The organism is Natronorubrum halobium (genome assembly GCF_051351675.1).
GTDB lineage: Archaea > Halobacteriota > Halobacteria > Halobacteriales > Natrialbaceae > Natronorubrum.
Window position 1 is genome coordinate 3,935,423 of the sequence record NZ_CP195595.1, and the last position, 15,916, is coordinate 3,951,338.

At 61.1% G+C, this 15,916-nt stretch carries 19 protein-coding genes; 2 read left to right on the top strand and 17 right to left on the bottom strand.

Annotated elements, in window-relative coordinates; genetic code table 11:
- Positions 1-53 precede the first annotated feature (53 nt).
- The 11 genes from ACSFC7_RS19625 to ACSFC7_RS19675 all read right to left on the bottom strand — a co-directional run bounded on the left by ACSFC7_RS19625 (position 54) and on the right by ACSFC7_RS19675 (position 7,732).
- Complete coding sequence (locus tag ACSFC7_RS19625; protein ID WP_436344497.1) at positions 54-593, bottom strand: hypothetical protein; 540 nt, start codon at positions 591-593, stop codon at positions 54-56.
- A gap of 3 nt (positions 594-596) precedes the next feature.
- Positions 597-1,502 (bottom strand): phage tail tube protein, encoded by a 906-nt coding sequence (locus tag ACSFC7_RS19630; RefSeq protein WP_436344498.1) that lies wholly within the window; start codon positions 1,500-1,502, stop codon positions 597-599.
- A 170-nt stretch (positions 1,503-1,672) separates the two neighbouring features.
- Positions 1,673-1,927 (bottom strand): type II toxin-antitoxin system HicA family toxin, encoded by a 255-nt coding sequence (locus ACSFC7_RS19635; protein ID WP_436344499.1) that lies wholly within the window; start codon positions 1,925-1,927, stop codon positions 1,673-1,675.
- Between the two features lie 15 nt (positions 1,928-1,942).
- Positions 1,943-2,194, bottom strand: coding sequence for a type II toxin-antitoxin system HicB family antitoxin (locus tag ACSFC7_RS19640; RefSeq protein ID WP_436347990.1), 252 nt, complete (start codon positions 2,192-2,194; stop codon positions 1,943-1,945).
- Positions 2,195-2,631: 437 nt separating this feature from the next.
- On the bottom strand, positions 2,632-3,174 hold the full coding sequence (locus ACSFC7_RS19645; protein ID WP_436344500.1) for a hypothetical protein: 543 nt from the start codon (positions 3,172-3,174) through the stop codon (positions 2,632-2,634).
- Positions 3,171-3,632, bottom strand: a complete 462-nt coding sequence (locus ACSFC7_RS19650) for a hypothetical protein (protein WP_436344501.1) — start codon at positions 3,630-3,632, stop codon at positions 3,171-3,173. Before ACSFC7_RS19650 ends, ACSFC7_RS19645 begins: the two co-directional genes overlap by 4 nt.
- Positions 3,632-4,372: a hypothetical protein gene (locus tag ACSFC7_RS19655; RefSeq protein ID WP_436344502.1), complete on the bottom strand. Its 741-nt coding sequence runs from the start codon at positions 4,370-4,372 to the stop codon at positions 3,632-3,634. Before ACSFC7_RS19655 ends, ACSFC7_RS19650 begins: the two co-directional genes overlap by 1 nt.
- Before the next feature lie 3 nt (positions 4,373-4,375).
- Entirely contained in the window at positions 4,376-4,732 is a 357-nt protein-coding gene (locus ACSFC7_RS19660; protein ID WP_436344503.1) for a Rho termination factor N-terminal domain-containing protein, read from the bottom strand.
- Between the two features lie 11 nt (positions 4,733-4,743).
- Positions 4,744-4,929, bottom strand: a complete 186-nt coding sequence (locus ACSFC7_RS19665) for a hypothetical protein (protein ID WP_436344504.1) — start codon at positions 4,927-4,929, stop codon at positions 4,744-4,746.
- Between the two features lie 11 nt (positions 4,930-4,940).
- Entirely contained in the window at positions 4,941-5,984 is a 1,044-nt protein-coding gene (locus tag ACSFC7_RS19670) for a hypothetical protein (protein ID WP_436344505.1), read from the bottom strand.
- A complete protein-coding gene (locus ACSFC7_RS19675) occupies positions 5,984-7,732 on the bottom strand; it encodes an XkdF-like putative serine protease domain-containing protein (protein ID WP_436344506.1) in 1,749 nt (582 codons plus the stop codon). Before ACSFC7_RS19675 ends, ACSFC7_RS19670 begins: the two co-directional genes overlap by 1 nt.
- Positions 7,733-7,895: 163 nt before the next feature.
- Here ACSFC7_RS19675 and ACSFC7_RS19680 point away from each other — a divergent pair, with 163 nt between their 5' ends.
- Positions 7,896-8,369, top strand: coding sequence for a hypothetical protein (locus ACSFC7_RS19680; RefSeq protein WP_436344507.1), 474 nt, complete (start codon positions 7,896-7,898; stop codon positions 8,367-8,369).
- A 42-nt stretch (positions 8,370-8,411) separates the two neighbouring features.
- Here the strand turns inward: ACSFC7_RS19680 and ACSFC7_RS19685 are convergent, their stop codons facing one another.
- The 6 genes from ACSFC7_RS19685 to ACSFC7_RS19710 all read right to left on the bottom strand — a co-directional run bounded on the left by ACSFC7_RS19685 (position 8,412) and on the right by ACSFC7_RS19710 (position 13,621).
- Positions 8,412-10,259, bottom strand: coding sequence for a phage portal protein (locus ACSFC7_RS19685; RefSeq protein WP_436344508.1), 1,848 nt, complete (start codon positions 10,257-10,259; stop codon positions 8,412-8,414).
- A gap of 96 nt (positions 10,260-10,355) precedes the next feature.
- Complete coding sequence (locus ACSFC7_RS19690) at positions 10,356-11,612, bottom strand: terminase large subunit domain-containing protein (protein ID WP_436344509.1); 1,257 nt, start codon at positions 11,610-11,612, stop codon at positions 10,356-10,358.
- 2 nt (positions 11,613-11,614) lie between these two features.
- Positions 11,615-12,151 carry a helix-hairpin-helix domain-containing protein gene (locus ACSFC7_RS19695; protein WP_436344510.1) on the bottom strand — a complete coding sequence of 179 codons (537 nt, stop codon included), beginning with the start codon at positions 12,149-12,151 and terminating at the stop codon, positions 11,615-11,617.
- 3 nt (positions 12,152-12,154) lie between these two features.
- Positions 12,155-12,403: a hypothetical protein gene (locus tag ACSFC7_RS19700; RefSeq protein ID WP_436344511.1), complete on the bottom strand. Its 249-nt coding sequence runs from the start codon at positions 12,401-12,403 to the stop codon at positions 12,155-12,157.
- 337 nt (positions 12,404-12,740) lie between these two features.
- Positions 12,741-12,923 (bottom strand): hypothetical protein, encoded by a 183-nt coding sequence (locus ACSFC7_RS19705; RefSeq protein ID WP_436344512.1) that lies wholly within the window; start codon positions 12,921-12,923, stop codon positions 12,741-12,743.
- Positions 12,920-13,621 (bottom strand): hypothetical protein, encoded by a 702-nt coding sequence (locus ACSFC7_RS19710; RefSeq protein WP_436344513.1) that lies wholly within the window; start codon positions 13,619-13,621, stop codon positions 12,920-12,922. The genes ACSFC7_RS19705 and ACSFC7_RS19710 overlap by 4 nt, the downstream gene beginning before the upstream one ends.
- A 196-nt stretch (positions 13,622-13,817) precedes the next feature.
- Between ACSFC7_RS19710 and ACSFC7_RS19715 the strand changes: the two genes are divergently transcribed.
- Entirely contained in the window at positions 13,818-15,776 is a 1,959-nt protein-coding gene (locus ACSFC7_RS19715; protein WP_436344514.1) for an alkaline phosphatase PhoX, read from the top strand.
- Positions 15,777-15,916: the final 140 nt, after the last annotated feature.

Below are 15,916 nucleotides of genomic sequence, written 5' to 3' on the forward strand. Positions count from 1 at the left end.
TGCGTCAAGCAGTCGCAGGTAGTCGAGCGGTACCTCGAGGACCTCCTCGTAGCTCATGCCGTGGGCGAGTCCGACGACGATGTAGTAGTCGAGTTCGGCTCGTCCCTCGAGGTCTCCGACGCCTCGCTCTCCGCCGAGGACGTCGAGGATCCGTTTCCCGACTCATCGGGGACGCCGAGGCCGTTCGCCTTGGCCTCGGCCCACTCGACGAACGCCGGGTGACAACCAGCGAGTTCGGAAAACGTCTCCTCGAGATCGGCGCCGGCGTAGGGTGCCGTCTCTGTGCTGGCGGCGACGAACCACAGCCGCATCTCGTCACGGCCGGCGTTGTCGGGCGCCTCGCGGTGCATCATCGCATTCTCGCCGGCAGTCATCGCACCGAGTTCAATCTCGGCGCCGCCGCCCCAGCCTTCCTCGTCACGCTGCCAGCGGAGGCCGCGCGAGAGGTAGCTGACGCGATCGCGGCGGCCCTTGATCAGCTTGAACTTGTCCGTCCCCTGCTCGAGGTCCCCGAGCGCCTCGTCCAGGTCGGCGATCCGATCGGTCAGTTCCTCGAGCGCACCGTCGAGCGTGTAGGTTTCGGTCTTGAGCATCGGTTAGACCTCCTCGACGTCGGCGACGTGGTAGTCGATCGGCTCCGAGAGGTCGCTGTCCGGGGCGACGAGATCGCTCCAAGAGTACGACGTCGGCTGGCAGTCTGTGAGACTGTACTCGATGGTCGTCCCCTGGCCGTTCTCGAGCGAGAAGGTCGCCGGTACCTTTCCGACCGGTCCGTCGCGAGAGTTGTCGACGGCCAGCGCCAGCTGATCGCGCTCGGTGAACGTCGCGTCCGTGCTGAAGCTGGGCTCGATCGCGTCGACGACTGCGTCGAACGGGTGGCGATCCTGGCCGCGGCGGAAGCGTGCCAGTCCGGACAGCGACAGCGTCGCCGACTGCATGAGCGGCTGGTTGAGGGCGTCGACCTGGAACGTCGCGCCGTGCCAGCTGAAGACGTCCTCGTCAGACGGCTTCTGGATCGTACCCGGCGCCGTGATGTCGTTCGGCTCGTCGCCGAAGAGCAGCGTCAGTTCGACGGTGACGTCGCTGCCCTGTTCGTAGCTGATCGTCGCGTCCTGGACGACCGCGCCGGTCGGCGTCCGCGTCTCGGTCGTCCCGTCGGGCATGTCGACCGCGCAGTACCATGTCGACGACGGCGCCGCCATCGGCGAGTTCGGGAGTGCCGTCCCGCCGTCCGCGAAGACGAGGTCGTGCCAGTTGGTGTCGGTCAGCGAGAACGATACCGACATGGCACCCTCGAAGTTACCTTCTCGAGAGCCCGACGGCGTCGGATCGTCCGGTTGGCGAGACCGCTCGAGCGCCTGCTCGATCGTCAGATCGCCGACTGTGATGTTCATACCAGGTTGATACCATTCGACTGTCCCATCGCCGTCGCTGTCCACGAGCGGGCCTCCATAAGAGTCCTCGAGGGCGTACGCGACGGCCGCCGAGCCTGCACCAGTCATCTGCCGATACCTCCGTCTATAGTAGCGCTATCTGTCATGGTCAGATTGTGTGTCGAAAAGACAGCAGTGCTCGCCGCTTCAGCGGGTCATCGCAGTAGATTTAGTCAATAGGATCGTAATATCTGTGACTAGTAAGAAAATTCCCAACCCACAGAACTTCATCGCCTTTCTTAGCAATTCCGATCAAGCCAGTCCAAGAACCGCTGGAAATCCTTCATCCCTGCTTGTTCACCAATATCTCGAAGCGTCCCTACTGACACTTCGTCATGGCGGGGGACAGGTACCGTTCGAGCATCCGAATCGTGGTCATCAGGAGGTTCCCACCTGAGAATGAAATGATCACCATTCACGCGATCAACGTAGAATGGGCCATGATTTACTAATACCTTCATTACATCGTCGCCCGAATACGTCCGCCGCGTCATCTCGAGAACTGTAGCCTACTGAAACTCGTCTGGGAGAGGTTTTCCAGATACATTTTTATCGGGGTCGATACCGATTTCGCGGAGCTCTTCAGGAGTCGGTTCTCGTCCCTCTCCCTTGTACCCATCGACAGCCTCATTGAGGTTCTCGAGAGCCTCAAATCGCGTCTTCCCTTGGCTTGATACACCGGTATATTCGTCTGTCGCAACCCACCATCCACCTTCGTCCTGTCTAATATCGATATCGTTTAAAAGATCAGGATCAAGCATATCCGCGAGTACAGAGATTAACTGTAGTGTTTTACCGGACCCCGCAAGACCAGAAATGGCGATAGATACGCGTGCGATATCTTCAATATTATCAAGATGATTGATAAGATCGACTCCTGCATCCTCCTTCGTCTTACCAGTCCCAGACTCGCCAGTCTCTTCGTCAACAGCCCTAATCCGACCATTCTCCCTTTCGAACTTGACTGGGGTTGTTGCACTCATGATTCGATGATAGGCGGTATCAGTGGTATCATGCCGCCCATGCTGGTTGATGGATGATATATGCCACGCGTCCATAACGCTTTGCATGCCCATTGCAATAGCGTTGCACGTGAATACAGACTACAGGCTCTGTACCCTGGATATATTCCGTTTCTACGGAACGGATGCTATTGCATCCAACGCTAAATGATAGATATGACATAGCTATGCCATACTTATGGTAGTGACTCGTAGCCGCGGAACACGCAGTCCAGTTGGTAGCGATAGAAGTCCCGGTACTCACTCGACTGCGGGTCGTCATTCGTGATCCGCAGGTCCGTGTACGACGTGTGGGGCGTTCCGGGATCGGGATAGCCGCGACTCTGGAGCAGCGTCCGCCGGATCTGACGTACGAGCATGCTGAACGGCACACCGTTCTCGCCGTCCGGGTCGACGTGACCCCAGTTGTCGCCCTGGGACGTCATCCCCTCGAGAGTGATCCCGACGACCGTCTCGATCTGATGGTCGTACTCCGTTCCGACAGGGCCGGTCGCCCGATCGGCGAGAGTCGCGCCGACATAGACGCCGCTCTCGAGACTGTCTGAGCGCTTGTGCATCGGCTCGTTCAGGTCGAGACCCTCAGAGCCTTCGTAGACGCTGCTGCCGTCGCAGTTGACCCGCTTGACAACGACCGGTTTGCCATTTCGATCAGTGTAGCTGTTGGCGACGTCGTCGACGACACTGCCCAACTGCTCGAGGATCCAGTTGACTTCGGTCATGATTCAAGCCTCCGACGCGCGTAGTTCAGCGCATCACGGATAAACCGGGCCTCTGGCAGCCCCGAGGGTTGTGTTTGGGGTAGGAACACGCGCCAGCCGTTGCCCTCACGATCGAACTCGTCGCGGACCCACTGCGGTGGGTCGTGGCGGCGCTCCCACACGAAGGACAGTATCGGGTTGCCCGATATCGGCTTCGAGTGGGTCGTTCCCCTTTCGAAGTAGATCGCCGGTTCAGGCCACCCCCAGCGCACGATGACGCGACCCTTGCGCCTCTCGACTCGGGTCACACCGGCCTCGATGATCGTCGAGACGTTGTACTCGTGTCGCTGGCCGTAGTTCTCGAGGATCTCGTGGGCCTTGGCCTGGACCTCCGGCGCGATCTCGTCGCGGGCCTTCTTCTCGACGTCGTCCAGGACGGCCTCGCGAAGGTCGTCCTCGAAGCTGCTCTCGAGTTCCATCAATGGTAGACCTCGAGCTTCTCCTCGGCCTGGCGCTCGAGAGCCGAGACCTTCGTCTCGACCGTCTGCAGATTGGCGTTATCGGGGATCCCGAGGTTCGCGTCATCGTCTGGGGCGAGCAACTCGGCTGCTGCCTTCATCGCGACGGCCTTCCGGACCGTCTGCGGGATGCCCTCGCGCCCGTACTCGTAGGTCACGTAGACCGCGTTACTGTAGGACTCGAGAAGCGGCTCGCCATCCCCGTCGAGGAGGTTCTCGGTGTCGAGATACAGCTGTGAGACACCGTCGTTGTTGACCCTGACGTAGTAGTCATCGCCGACCGCATCGGGCCACGTACCGCCGCTGTAGTCGCCAGCGGTCCAGTCTTCGTAGCCCTCGGGTGTTCGGACGAGCAACTGTGAGACCGACCCGGCATACCGCCGCTCCAACCGGATCCGCGTGTACGACCCTTGCCAGGTCTTCGGCGTCGCAGGTTCGCCAACAACGAACGCGCCGCCGGTCGGGATGTCCTCCTCGTCGTCACGAGACTTTGGCTCGGTCGGGATTAGGTCGTGGTCGTCCTCATCGATCCCGCCGGGTTCGTACCAGTGGCGCTCGGTCGTCTTCTCGAGCCACTCCTGTTGGCTGGCGATCGCGTCGACGACCGCTTTGTGGTTGTCCTCCTCGAGCGCACCCGAGAAACCGGCCTTCTGAAGCACGCGGCGGACGTCCTCAACGGTGCAGGTTCCCGAGTCTGACATGTGTTAGTTCTCGCGGAGCGCGTCGATCAGTTCGTCTTTGGTCATGCTCGACCGGCCCTCGATCTCGGCCTCGGCAGCGAGGTCTGAGAGTTCGTCGACCGTCTTATCCTCGAGGTCGTCGACGGACGGACTGTCTGGTTCCGGGAGCTCTTCGGCAGCCCCGTCTTCGTCGACAGCGCCGTCCTTGACCTCGGTAAACTCGACGTCGGTCGCTTCGACGCGCTCGAAGAGGCCGCGATCGTCGCAAAGGTACTCGGCTGCACTCTCGGTGACCTCGTGTGTGTCGCCGTAACCGGAGACGTGGTCCAGCGCCGCGTGGCTGAATCGTCCTGGGCCGTCAACGTGGCGGATGGTTTCCATCAGTGGTCACCTCAGGCATCCGCTGTGACGTCGAACGAGACGTAGCTCGAGCCGTCGTAGCCACGCCAGGCGCTGTCGGTCGTGTTGAACCACATCTCGCCGCCCTCGAGGTTGCCGGCGGCCGGGTCCTCCGAGAGCACACGGATGACGCGATACTCCTCGAACGCCTCGCGAACGCGTGCGTTAGTAGTGGGCATCAGCGGTCACCTCAGGGCGTGGTCGGCGCGGCGATGGTCGTGCCGAGCGCGCCGGCCTGGAGTTCCTCGATCTGGTAGTCGAACTGTCCCTCGATCAGGTTGCGGCTGTGGAGGCGACGCTCCATCGTCTGGTCCGTCTGGGTGAGCTGCGTAATCTCGACCTCGTCGTAGAGCCCGTAGACGAGGTTCGACGGGTCGACGAGCATTATGACGTCGTCGGGCCAGTAGGAGACGCCGACGATGTCGTACTCGAAGGGCGTGACGTCGTTGTCGCCCAGAAGCGCCGCGACGCCGAGACTGTCCTCTCGCTCGGTGAGCTCGTAGTGGTAGCTCTGGACCTGGGACTTGCTGGTCAGGAAGACCAGGTCGTCCGGGTCACGGTACCGCTCCGGCACTGTCTGGATCATGTTGTTGAACAGCGCCGTGTTGACCGCCTGGGCGTTGCCGGAGCCGTCGCTGTGGTCGTAGGTCGGCATCGTGGAGGCGTCGGCCTCCTCGCCGGTGCCGATGCGATCCGAGGCCGTGTCGTTGCCCTCGGCGATCGCGATCCAGCCGTCGAACGTGTCGTTGAACGTCGCCGGCAGGCCGCTTCCGGATCGGCCGGCGTTGATGCCGATGTTCTGGATGTCGTTACCCCACGCACGTTCGAAGTGCGAGAGGATGACGTCGGCGACGCTGTTTTCGTCCGTGATGACGTTCTTGACCGAGTCGCGCTTGAGGTCGTACTGGATGTAGTACGACTGGTCGGTCGCGTTGAACTCGACCGAGCCGGTCTCCGCGTCGGAGTTGGTCGTGCCAGTCGCGTCCTCGCCGCCCTCGGTGCGGACGTCGCCCGAGAGTTCGGGGACGCCGATCTTCGGGACGCCCATCTCGAGGCGCGGTAGCGTCTCGACGCGGACCATCTCGAGGAGCCCCGCCTCCTTCTGCTGGCGTTCGATGAACCGCTCGTAGAGATCGCGCGGGAGCTGGGCGCCGTTGAGGCTCGAGGTGTCGATCGTCTGCTTCTGGACCGAGTTCTTGTTCTGTTCGCGTGCGCCTTCGATGTTCGTGCTCATTAGATGTCACCTCCGCCGACGCCGCCGCCCAGTGCCTTCTTGAACTGGGCCGACTCGTCGTCCATGTCGCCGTTTTCGTTGCCCTTTTCGACACCGGGAAGCTGCTGACTTGCGCCAGTTTGCTTCGAGATCGCGTCGATCTGCTCGGCGTTCTTCTCCTGCTCCTCCTTCAGCGCCTTCGCCCACTCCGGGGCCTCCTTGAAGGCGTCTTCGTCACCGCCACTCTCCCCGCCGTCAGCACCCTTCTCGGAGAGTTCCTCGGTGATTCGGTCGCTGTTCTTCTCCTGCTGTTCTTTGAGCGCCTTCGCCCACTCCGGGGCGTCGGCGAACGGGTCGTCTCTGCCGTCCGTGTTCTTGTCCTTGCTCATGGTGAGATCCGCATCCGCGTCTGATTCCGTGCCAACCCAGTCGACGAAGTCCTCGGTGACTGGGGTCTCGTCGCGCCGTTCGCGGACGAACTCGCGATACTGCCAGGCGGCCTCGTCGGCCGCGAAAGCCGTGTCGTCATCGAGGACGTCCGTCTGCCAGACCCAGTCCTGGAAGTCCGAGAACGGGGCCTCGCCCTGGGCGTCGACGAAGCGCTGGAGTGCGTTGACGACGAGGTCGCCCTGCTCCTCGGTCAGCTTCTCGAGGGGGGCAGCCTTCTCGTCGCCTTCGCCGTCTTCGTCCTCGTCTTCGCCGTCACTGCCGCCGAACTTGTCGGCGTAGTCGGTGAGGTCGAAGTCCGAGTCTGGGTCGTCTGTAAACCGATTCGTCTCGAAGTCCTTGTCCGACGCCAGCGACGCCTCGACCGCGTCGTGTGCGGCCATCAGCGCCTCGCGGTTGTCTGCGTTCAGCGGCCGCCCCTCCTTGGCCGCATCGAGGGCCTTCGAGAGGGACACCTCGGAGACCTCGGACTGCCCAGGCTCGGGACTTACATCGTCATCGGGCTCCGGATTCGCGTCCGTCTTGCTGAACGCCTTCCGCAGGCGCTTGAGGAAGCCGACGTCCTCATCATCGAGGCCGCCGGCGTCGGGATCTGTTTGTGATTTGCTCATAGCATGTTTCGCGTCGGCTGCCTCGATCGACTCGAGGTAGCCCCACAGGTCGCGGGCGTCCTCCTCGGAGTGGCCGCGGCCGGGCGTGTCCTCGTCACCAGCCATCACAGCGACGAACTCGTCCTCGCCGGCGACGTCATCGACGATCGATTTGTCGGCCTTCGTGGTCGCGAACTGTGCCGAGACCACGGCCGGGATATCGACGTCGGAGATCTCGCTGACGAAGCCGTTCGTGACCTGAACCGGCGGCCAGTACTTGTCGCCGACGGCGTCGGGGTCCACCGTGTCGGGGATCTCGACGTCGTCCGGGAGGTCCTCGATCGAGTCGAACTCGATACCTTCCGTGACCTCGCCGCCGATCGAGTAGCCGTTGAGAACGCCCCGCTCGACGAAATCCCACAACTCGTCGTTGTGGTACTGACGTTGGACAACCCAGTTGCCAGCCTCGAACTCGGCGCCGTCGATCGTCTCGTCCTCGTCAAGCACTTCGTTGCGGACGAGTTCGGCGTCATCGTCCGGAAAACGGCCGTGCATGACGCCATGGTCAGGGTCGGGATTGAACATCGCCTGGACGCCCTCCGCGCGGAAGAAGTCCAGCTGGTGATCGACCTCGTCAGCCGTGAGCGCAAGGCCCGTGGCTATCTGCTCGGCGTCGTCGGTCGCTTTGATCGCGACCTGTTTGGTGAACTGTCGTCTCGAGTTGTCTGTCATCGTAGGTCCTGTGAGAACGCCGGAACAGATCTCGGGCAGAGGCCCCGACGAGGGCGTACCGTCATCGCCGCCAATCTATTCGTTATCGTATGATGACTACAGAATATCAAAATTCAAAAGATAGTCAATATATATTTCACAAGGGCAACCCAATCATCACCAGATGTCTGGTAATAGTAACATTGAGACCTCAATTCGACTTCGTATTCGAGACACTGAAAGTAAGGAACAAGATGCATCTTGGAACGATGTCTACAGCCTTTTCGTGAACAAGGACGGTGACGTGTTCGGATCACTGACCTATGAAACAGACCGGCCAACATTTGATGTGTTTCATGAATATGAGGCCGTTGATCTCGTGGATATTCCAGATCGGGTGGTGACTGTCATGCAAAAGTATATAGATAATTCGACAGTCAATTGGCCGTCGTCTGTAAACGCCCAAACGGCAGATATTGAGCACGAAGAGGCAGAGGTGATTTTGAAAGATGACGACAATAAGTTTAGCTTTTCAGTCTATAGCGGAGAGTATGTCCGTATTACGAAGAATGGAAATCCAATCCGAATCAATAGTGTCCCACCTAATATCCAATCCAAGGTAGATCAGTTCATCCCAAGTGAAGCAGAATATCTGTAAATATTTTAGGCTCGCCTGCAATCAGGGTCACTGCCTACTAGACTAGGCACCGATCTGCGGCCAACCGGTTGTGTTGGTCAACTCTTCGTACGGGTAGCTCATCCGGATCGAGTCGTAGTGATACGAACCCGCGGAACTGGCGCTGGTCCACGAGTCCCACTCCGATTCGTCGACGCCGAGGTAGACGTAGATCCGATCCTGGCTATCCTCGCCACCGTGGAAGCGGACGTACAGGTCCTCGGTCAGCGACTGATAAAGGGCGCTGTGGATGTTGCTCGAGTCGAACTCCTGCATCCGGACCTGGTCATTCTCGTCGTCTTTGACCGCCTCGCGGTCGACGTCAATCGACTCGCGCGTGCCGACCATGTTCTTGACCGGCGGCGCATCCTCCGGCCGATCGTCCGGGACGGCGGCCGCCTGGTCGCCCAGGTTCGCGAGAAGTGTCTCGCCATCGATCGGGTGGTCCTCGGGCAGCGGGTCCTTCCCCAGCTCGGCTCGAGCCTCGTCGACGGTCAGTGTGCCGTTCGACGCACCGATGCGCTTCTGGGCGATCGTCGCATCCCGGTCGGGGCGATCGGCACCCTTTAACTCGAACTCGATCGTCCAGTCCGTGACGTCGAGCGCCTTCTTGTGGATGATCTCGTAGAGTCGTGCCTCGAACTTCTGCTGTTCAGGGGCGATGGTCTCCTCGGCGAACTCGCGGACCTGCTCCTCCGAGTTCGACCGGTTGGACTGGCCCGGTCGGTTGTAGAGGACCGGCGGCACACCGTGGACCTTCGCGATGTCCTGCTCGGCCTCCTTTCGGAGTGTCTCGTAGTCCATCTGCCCGGCGTTGTCGCCCGCGAGTGGGCGGAGCTCCACTTCGATCTCAGAGCCGCCCTCGCCCTCGAGGCCCATGCCGCTCGCCTCCTCTTGGAGTTTCTCAACTTCGAGGACCGACGCCCGATGCGGGTTGTCCTCGAGATCCTCCAGCATCTGGCGGAGTTCGTCCTTCGAGTCCTCAGTGAGCGTGCCCCCCTTTACGATCACCGCGAAGTGGCTGATCCCGAAGTGCTCGAGCTTGTCCTTGTTGTATTGCTTCGCCGCCTGATCCATCGCGAGCGTCTCCATCGAGCTGATCCAGTCGGGGATCCCGTAGTAGGTCGCGATTGGCGACGGGTTCGGGATGAAGATGAGTTCGTTCGCCGGACTGTTCTTGAGCCCCTCGGCCGAGTCGTAGGTGACGTCGCCGGTGACCTTGTCGACGAAGACGCGCCGATCGCTCGGGTCGTCCTCGTTCAGGTAGCGGTCGCCGGCCTCCGCGTAGTATCGGCGCTGCCCATGCCGGCGCTGGACGTAGCCGTGACCCGACGTCACGATCGTCTCACCATCGTCAGTTTCCTTCTCGGTCTTGCGAACTCGGACCGTTGTCGCTGGGACGTGTGCCAGCCCGGTCGGCGTGCCATCGGGGGCGACGAGGATCTCGAGCGCGCACCACCCGATCATGTGGTAGTCCATCCGCGCGAGTTCGAGGACCTCTGTCGGCGTCGTCGCCGGCGTGTGTTCGGGTCCCGTCTGCCACCGCGACCCACTCCCGTACCAGAAGTCGTCGACGGTGTCGCGCTGGTCGTCGCTGGCCTTCTCGGGGTCAACCGACGTGTGCGGGACGATGTCGAAGCCGTAGCCCGCCTCCCAGCGCGCTTTCTTACGGATCGCTGCCGCGTGGGTTTCGTTGAGCTCCGAGAAGGCGGCCAACGTCTCCGGTGGATACGGCGGCCGGATCCCCCAGCCCTTCCCGGTCGCGATATGACGCTCGTCGAGCTGGGTGGTCTCGCGAGCCTTCGACATCGCGTCGTTGGTGCCCATCTTCGATACCGTGACCGAGACATTGCCGTCGTCGGAGTCACTCATCGTCTTCGTCCTCCTCGAGACTATCGCGGATCTTATCAACCGTGTCGGTGCCGCCGACGGTGCCGTGTTTCTCTCGGGTGTTGTCCTTGTCAGAAGTCATAGATGGGTCACCGCACTTTCGCTGTTGTCGTCTTCGTCGCGCTTCTGTTGGCGGCGCATCACTGCCCCGATCCGCTCGAGTTGTGACGAGGCCAGGGCGAGCGCGTCGACCGTGTCGTCGTGGAAGCCCTCCGGCGCGTCGTACCGGACCGTCCCGCTCGGCGTGACGTCGTACTCGAAGACGGACATCTCGTGACGCAACTGCGGGATTTCCGGGGCCGTGAGTTCGCCGCCCTCGACGCGGGTGATGAGGTCCTCGATCAGCTCGCGCTTGCGCTTCGGGCTGAACTTGACCGGCTCGATCGCGAGGCCGGCGTCGTGGAGATCGCCCACAATCTTGTTGTCCCTAGAGGCGTCGATCGCGACGATGCCCTCGTACTCGGCGGCCGTCTTCTCGATCCGGTTCTGGATCTGCGGCCAGCTCTCGTTCTGGGTGCGCTCGAAGTGAACGACTCGCCCCTCGGCGTCGAGCACGATGCCGACGAGAAAGTCCTGATGCCGCGCCAAGTCCCAGCCGTGCGCGTACGGCGGCGTCCCCTCGAGGTCGTCGACGTCACCCTCGAGTGTGAATACGCGGTCGCCTAGGTCGGAGAACACGCCGCCGCTCTCCTCCTTGAACTCCGCGAGATACTCCTGTTCGAAAACGTGCTGCGGGAGTTCGCGCTGGGCGGCGTCGACCTCCTCGTCCGGCACGTACGGGTTCTGGTAGGTCGGCGACTGCCACGACTCGACGTCGTGATCGTCGCTCGAGTTGCCGCGCTCGAACCACTCGAAGAACCAGTTGCGGCCCTTCGGTGTCGAGATGGCGATCATGTCGCCCAGCGTGTCCGACAGCGTCGGCCGAAGTTCCTTCTGCCATGCGCGATCGGGGACCATCGCCGCCTCGTCGATTATCAAAAAGTCGACCCCCTCGCCACGCAGTGAGTCCTCGCGGTCCGTGCTCCGGAACGAGATCAGCGAGCCGTTCGTGAGGCTGATCTCCTTCGGCTTCGTCTTCTTCGGCTCGCCGTCCATCAGCGGCGCCGGGACGACGTCCTCGACCGCGTTGAACCCGAGGTCCGCGATGTCGTACGTCGGAGAGACCCACCAGACGAGCGTATCCGGCTTGCCCAGCCGGCGGAGCGCCTCGTTGGCGCACATCTCCGTCTTCCCCCAGCGCCGGCCACAGCCGACGATCCGAAACCGCGAGTCTGACTCGAGGACGTCGACCTGTCCGGGGTGTGGGGACCAGTCGAGTTTGACTGTCGCTGACACCGTCACACCTCGTCGGCGAACTCGACAACGAATCCGTCTCCTTCGATCTTGTGCGTGTTCTCGCTCTCGACCTCCTGGCGTTCGGTCTTGATGAACTTGAACGAACGCTCGAGGAGGAACCGGACGAACGAGATATCGATTTCGTCCTCGGGATCGAGGCCGCGCTGGATGAGTCGATCGGCAGTTCGGCCTCGCGCGCGCTTGAACTCGTTAAAAAACTCTTCGTGCTCGTCCAGGTACGTGTAGAGTGTCGGCTTCGAGACGCCGCCTCGGTTGGCGACCTGTTCGTGGTTCAGTGGCTTCTCTGCAGCCTCGAGGAGATCGTCCTTGACCGCCTCGAACTTCGACGGTCGACCGCCGTGGGCCTCGGAATCGCCCTCGAGGATCGCTTCGGCTGAGGACTTTCCGATCATGTGGACGTCGACCAGGTCGTCGGCGCTGGCGGTCATGACGTCGTCGGCGGTTTCGAAACCAGACTCGCGCAGCTGCTCGGCGATCGCTGGGCCGATGCCGTCGATGTCGGTGAGGTCCTCAGTCATGGGTTAGTCCTCGCAATCGTCGTCTCGAGGCTGGCCGCCATTGGTCGAGATTGTGATCCCGTTGAGAAGGCGCTCGACCTCGAGGTTCCACATCCGACCGAGGATGGAGAACGCGAGGGCAGTGATAGCGATCTGGAGCTCCCACCGGGGCGGTTCGGCATCGAAGAACATCGGCCCGAGGACGATCAGCGCCCAGACGACGAAGAGGAGGATCGTACCAACCGTCTTCTCGAGGGTCTCTTCGTCAGGCATCAGCGCCCTCCCGAGGCAGTACATCTCGCATCGCAGTCGTTCGATCGGTCGGTTCCAGTTCTCCAACGCAGTCGGGTCCAGTTTCGGTGCATCTCTATGGCTCATGGTCAGTCGGTTATTCGGTGATCGAAAGTCACTGTCTGAACGGTCAGTGTATGAAAACGGGGTGCGCCGGGTCGCGTCTGCGAGGCTTGTGCCGAATCCCGGCGCGGGTCGGGACGGACCGTGGAGTCTGTCAGTCGCGGTGTGCCAACCGCCCCGAAGCGAGTAGTGTCAGCGGGTGCGATGACGTCCCCTTCAGCCCGGCGGGTAGGGGCAAGCCGGGCCACATCGGGGACTACTGGAGACAAACGTTCGCCCTACCCGTTGCGATGGTCGTGCCGTCAGCGTCGACGACGATCTCCGAGCGTGGGTTGTTCCAGGAGGCGTGCCAGCGGACGTCTTCGACGACGCCCTCGACGTCGCGACCGGCGAAGCGAACCTCGACCGGCTGGCCCTTGGCGATGGACTGGACCGTCATGGGACGATCACCGCCGACGCGAAGGCCTCGCGGATCGACTCGCGCTCGAGGACGGCATCGAACAGTCGCTCCTGATCGAGGCGGACGTCCGTCTTATCCTCGCGGCGGAGTTCGCGGGCAGCGAGTGCCAGATAGTACGCTGTCTGGAACGGGTAGCGCCCCCGGAGCGTGTCGTCCTCGTGTTTGTGATCCGTCTGACCGCAGCAGCAGACGGTGCCGACCGGGATCGGTTCGGCGGCGTCGATCGAGCGCGGCAGTGGGTTCCGAAAATCGGCGTAGGTGCCGACGTTGTGATCTTCGCCGTCGACGTCGTAGACGTAGACCGGATCGTGGCCGTCCTCGAAGTCGAGATCGGGCACGTCGAGATCGTCGTCACCGTCGTCGCGGATGTGGGACTTGATGCCGAACTCGCCATGTTCGGTGATGTGTTCCCAGCCGATCGCGGCGTCGGTGATCGACTTCCCCTTCGAGTTGCGCTCCGGAGGCTTCTCGATCTCCTTGATCTGACGCCCACACGTCGAGCAGAAGCGGTGATCGTGCTCGAGCGTCTCGAAGAAGTTACCTGCGTGCTTTTGACGCCGGTGATCATCGTGACACTCTGGCGAGCAGAACGAGCCCTCGACTGCGGGGAGGGTGAACTGGTCACCACACTGTCCGCACTCGACGCTCTTCGGTCGGGTGGATGCGTGTACAGACATAGCTCTGGAGGTACCCGGGCCGCTACCAACGACCCCAGGAGGAACGCGTTGATATCAGGTATAGTGATTGTAGTGCTTAAGAGACTATATTGTCACGAAATTCGTGACTTTCAGTCTGGCAAAACAGTAGTTAGTAATACTATTTCTTTATCCAGAATCGAATTCGAAACTGAGGGGCCCAATTCGGTAACTACAGATGCTTTTAGTCCGAGCAATAATAGACTACCTGAAAGGATCCATCAAGACAAGTAATTCCTCTCGAGTGGACTGTGCAACTCAACAGATTGCTATATATTCCTCATATCAAGATTCATCTAAAGAAACCACAATCGGCTATTTGATGGCGACATACTACAGCCGGCGTGGTGCACTGTCACTTCTTACCGCACTCGGTCTCGGAGCTGGGGCTTCGACAGGGAGTGCCAGCGCTAAGTCCGATACCCACACCGAAGAAGGGCCGACCTTAAACCGGTTTGCGACGACCGTCCGCGGTGCGGAGATCACCGGAATGTTCCTGACTGATAATGGTCGCTTCTTCTTCAATATCCAACACCCGAGCGGATCGAACGAGGAACCGTTTGACAAGGGAACCCTGGGTGCGCTCACGGGCGTTGACCTCCACAATCTTCCGAGCGACTTTGGGAGCGTCCCGGTTCCCGACGACGGTGACATGACGACAGTTCACACAGCGGCGGGAGAGTACCAGCCGCTCGCAAACGGCGGCGACGAGACCGACGACGGGGAGGGACTCGGGGTCCCCTATAGCCCGGACGGCAACCCGCTGACGAGCGCGAATAACCCGGATTTCAACGGGTTCGTCCCGGCTGAACATCCGAACGAGGGATACCTATTCAGCAACTGGGAAGCTCGGCCAGGAATGGTGAGTCGGCTCCACCTCCGGATGAAGGGGCGACGTGGAAACAGTCAGAACCACCAATGGGAGGTCCTCGGGAGCGAGAACGTCGACTTCCGGGATGTCGAAGGGACGTGGACCAACTGTTTCGGTACCGTGAGTCCGTGGGGCACACCCCTCACTTCCGAGGAGTACGAACCCAATGCGAGAAACTGGTTCCGCAGCGGGAGCGGCGCAGGCTCGATGACATCGTACCTCGGGCGGTTCGCGAACGCCTACCGGTACGGCTATATTGTTGAAATCGAAGAGCCAACCGGCGACCCCGAGCCAGTGAAACACTTTGCGATGGGCCGATTCTCACACGAGAACGCCGTCGTGATGCCCGACGAGAAAACCGCCTACATGAGCGACGACGGGACCGGCACCGTCTTCTTCAAGTTCGTCGCCGACGAGGCAGGCGACCTCTCGGCAGGAACGCTGTATGCAGCACAAGCGACACAGGACGACAGTACTGACGTGGCCGCAGCAGGGTTCGATCTTGAATGGACCGAACTCGCCCACGGTACTGATGAGCAGATCGAAAGCTGGATCGCCGAATACGATGATCAGGAGCCGGGTCCGAATGCCGACTACGTCACCGACGCCGAGATCGAAGCGTGGGCGAACGGGAACGCCGAGGACGACCGCGCAGCGTTTCTTGAATCCCGTGCGGCCGCGGCGGCCGTCGGTGCAACCGATGAATTCCGCAAAATGGAGGGCGTCAACATCCGTCGGGATGCGATCCCGGGCGATTACCTCTATATGGCCATGTCGAACACGAATGCGACGATGGCTGATGAACAGGGCGATATCGCAATCGAGGGCGACAGTTGGGGCGCAATTTACCGAATGGAACTCGACGAGGACTTCGATGTCGGGCGCATGGAACCAGTGATCACGGGAGGGCCTGACGCGAACATTTGTGGGGGCTGTCCCTATGATGCACGTCCGGACTCTGCGAGTACAGTCTGTCAGGACTGTGCATTCAATCCGATCCCAAATGACGAGGACGAGGAGAAAAGTATCGTCGGCCGTGGCCTTGAGCGAATGAGCGAGTCGTTCGACTCTGCACAGCCGTTCGACCCTGAGACGACGATCTCAGAACCGGACAACGTGGTTGTCATGGATGACGGACGTGTCGTGATCGGCGAGGACACGAACAACGAAGGACACGATCCACCGAACATGATCTGGATTTACGATCCTGGCGACGGCGAGCGGGGGCCGGTGAAGAACTCCGGTCGCGGTCGTAGTCAATCATAATCGGAGACTCGTCGCTCCTAATCCCCTTACGATTGGATCAGGTGGCGAGATCGATTTCATCATGAACAAAACTCGGGCAAAATCGACCGCTATCATCGAGATTTCGTTCCCGACCTCCGTTACCTGCTTCACCTACACTT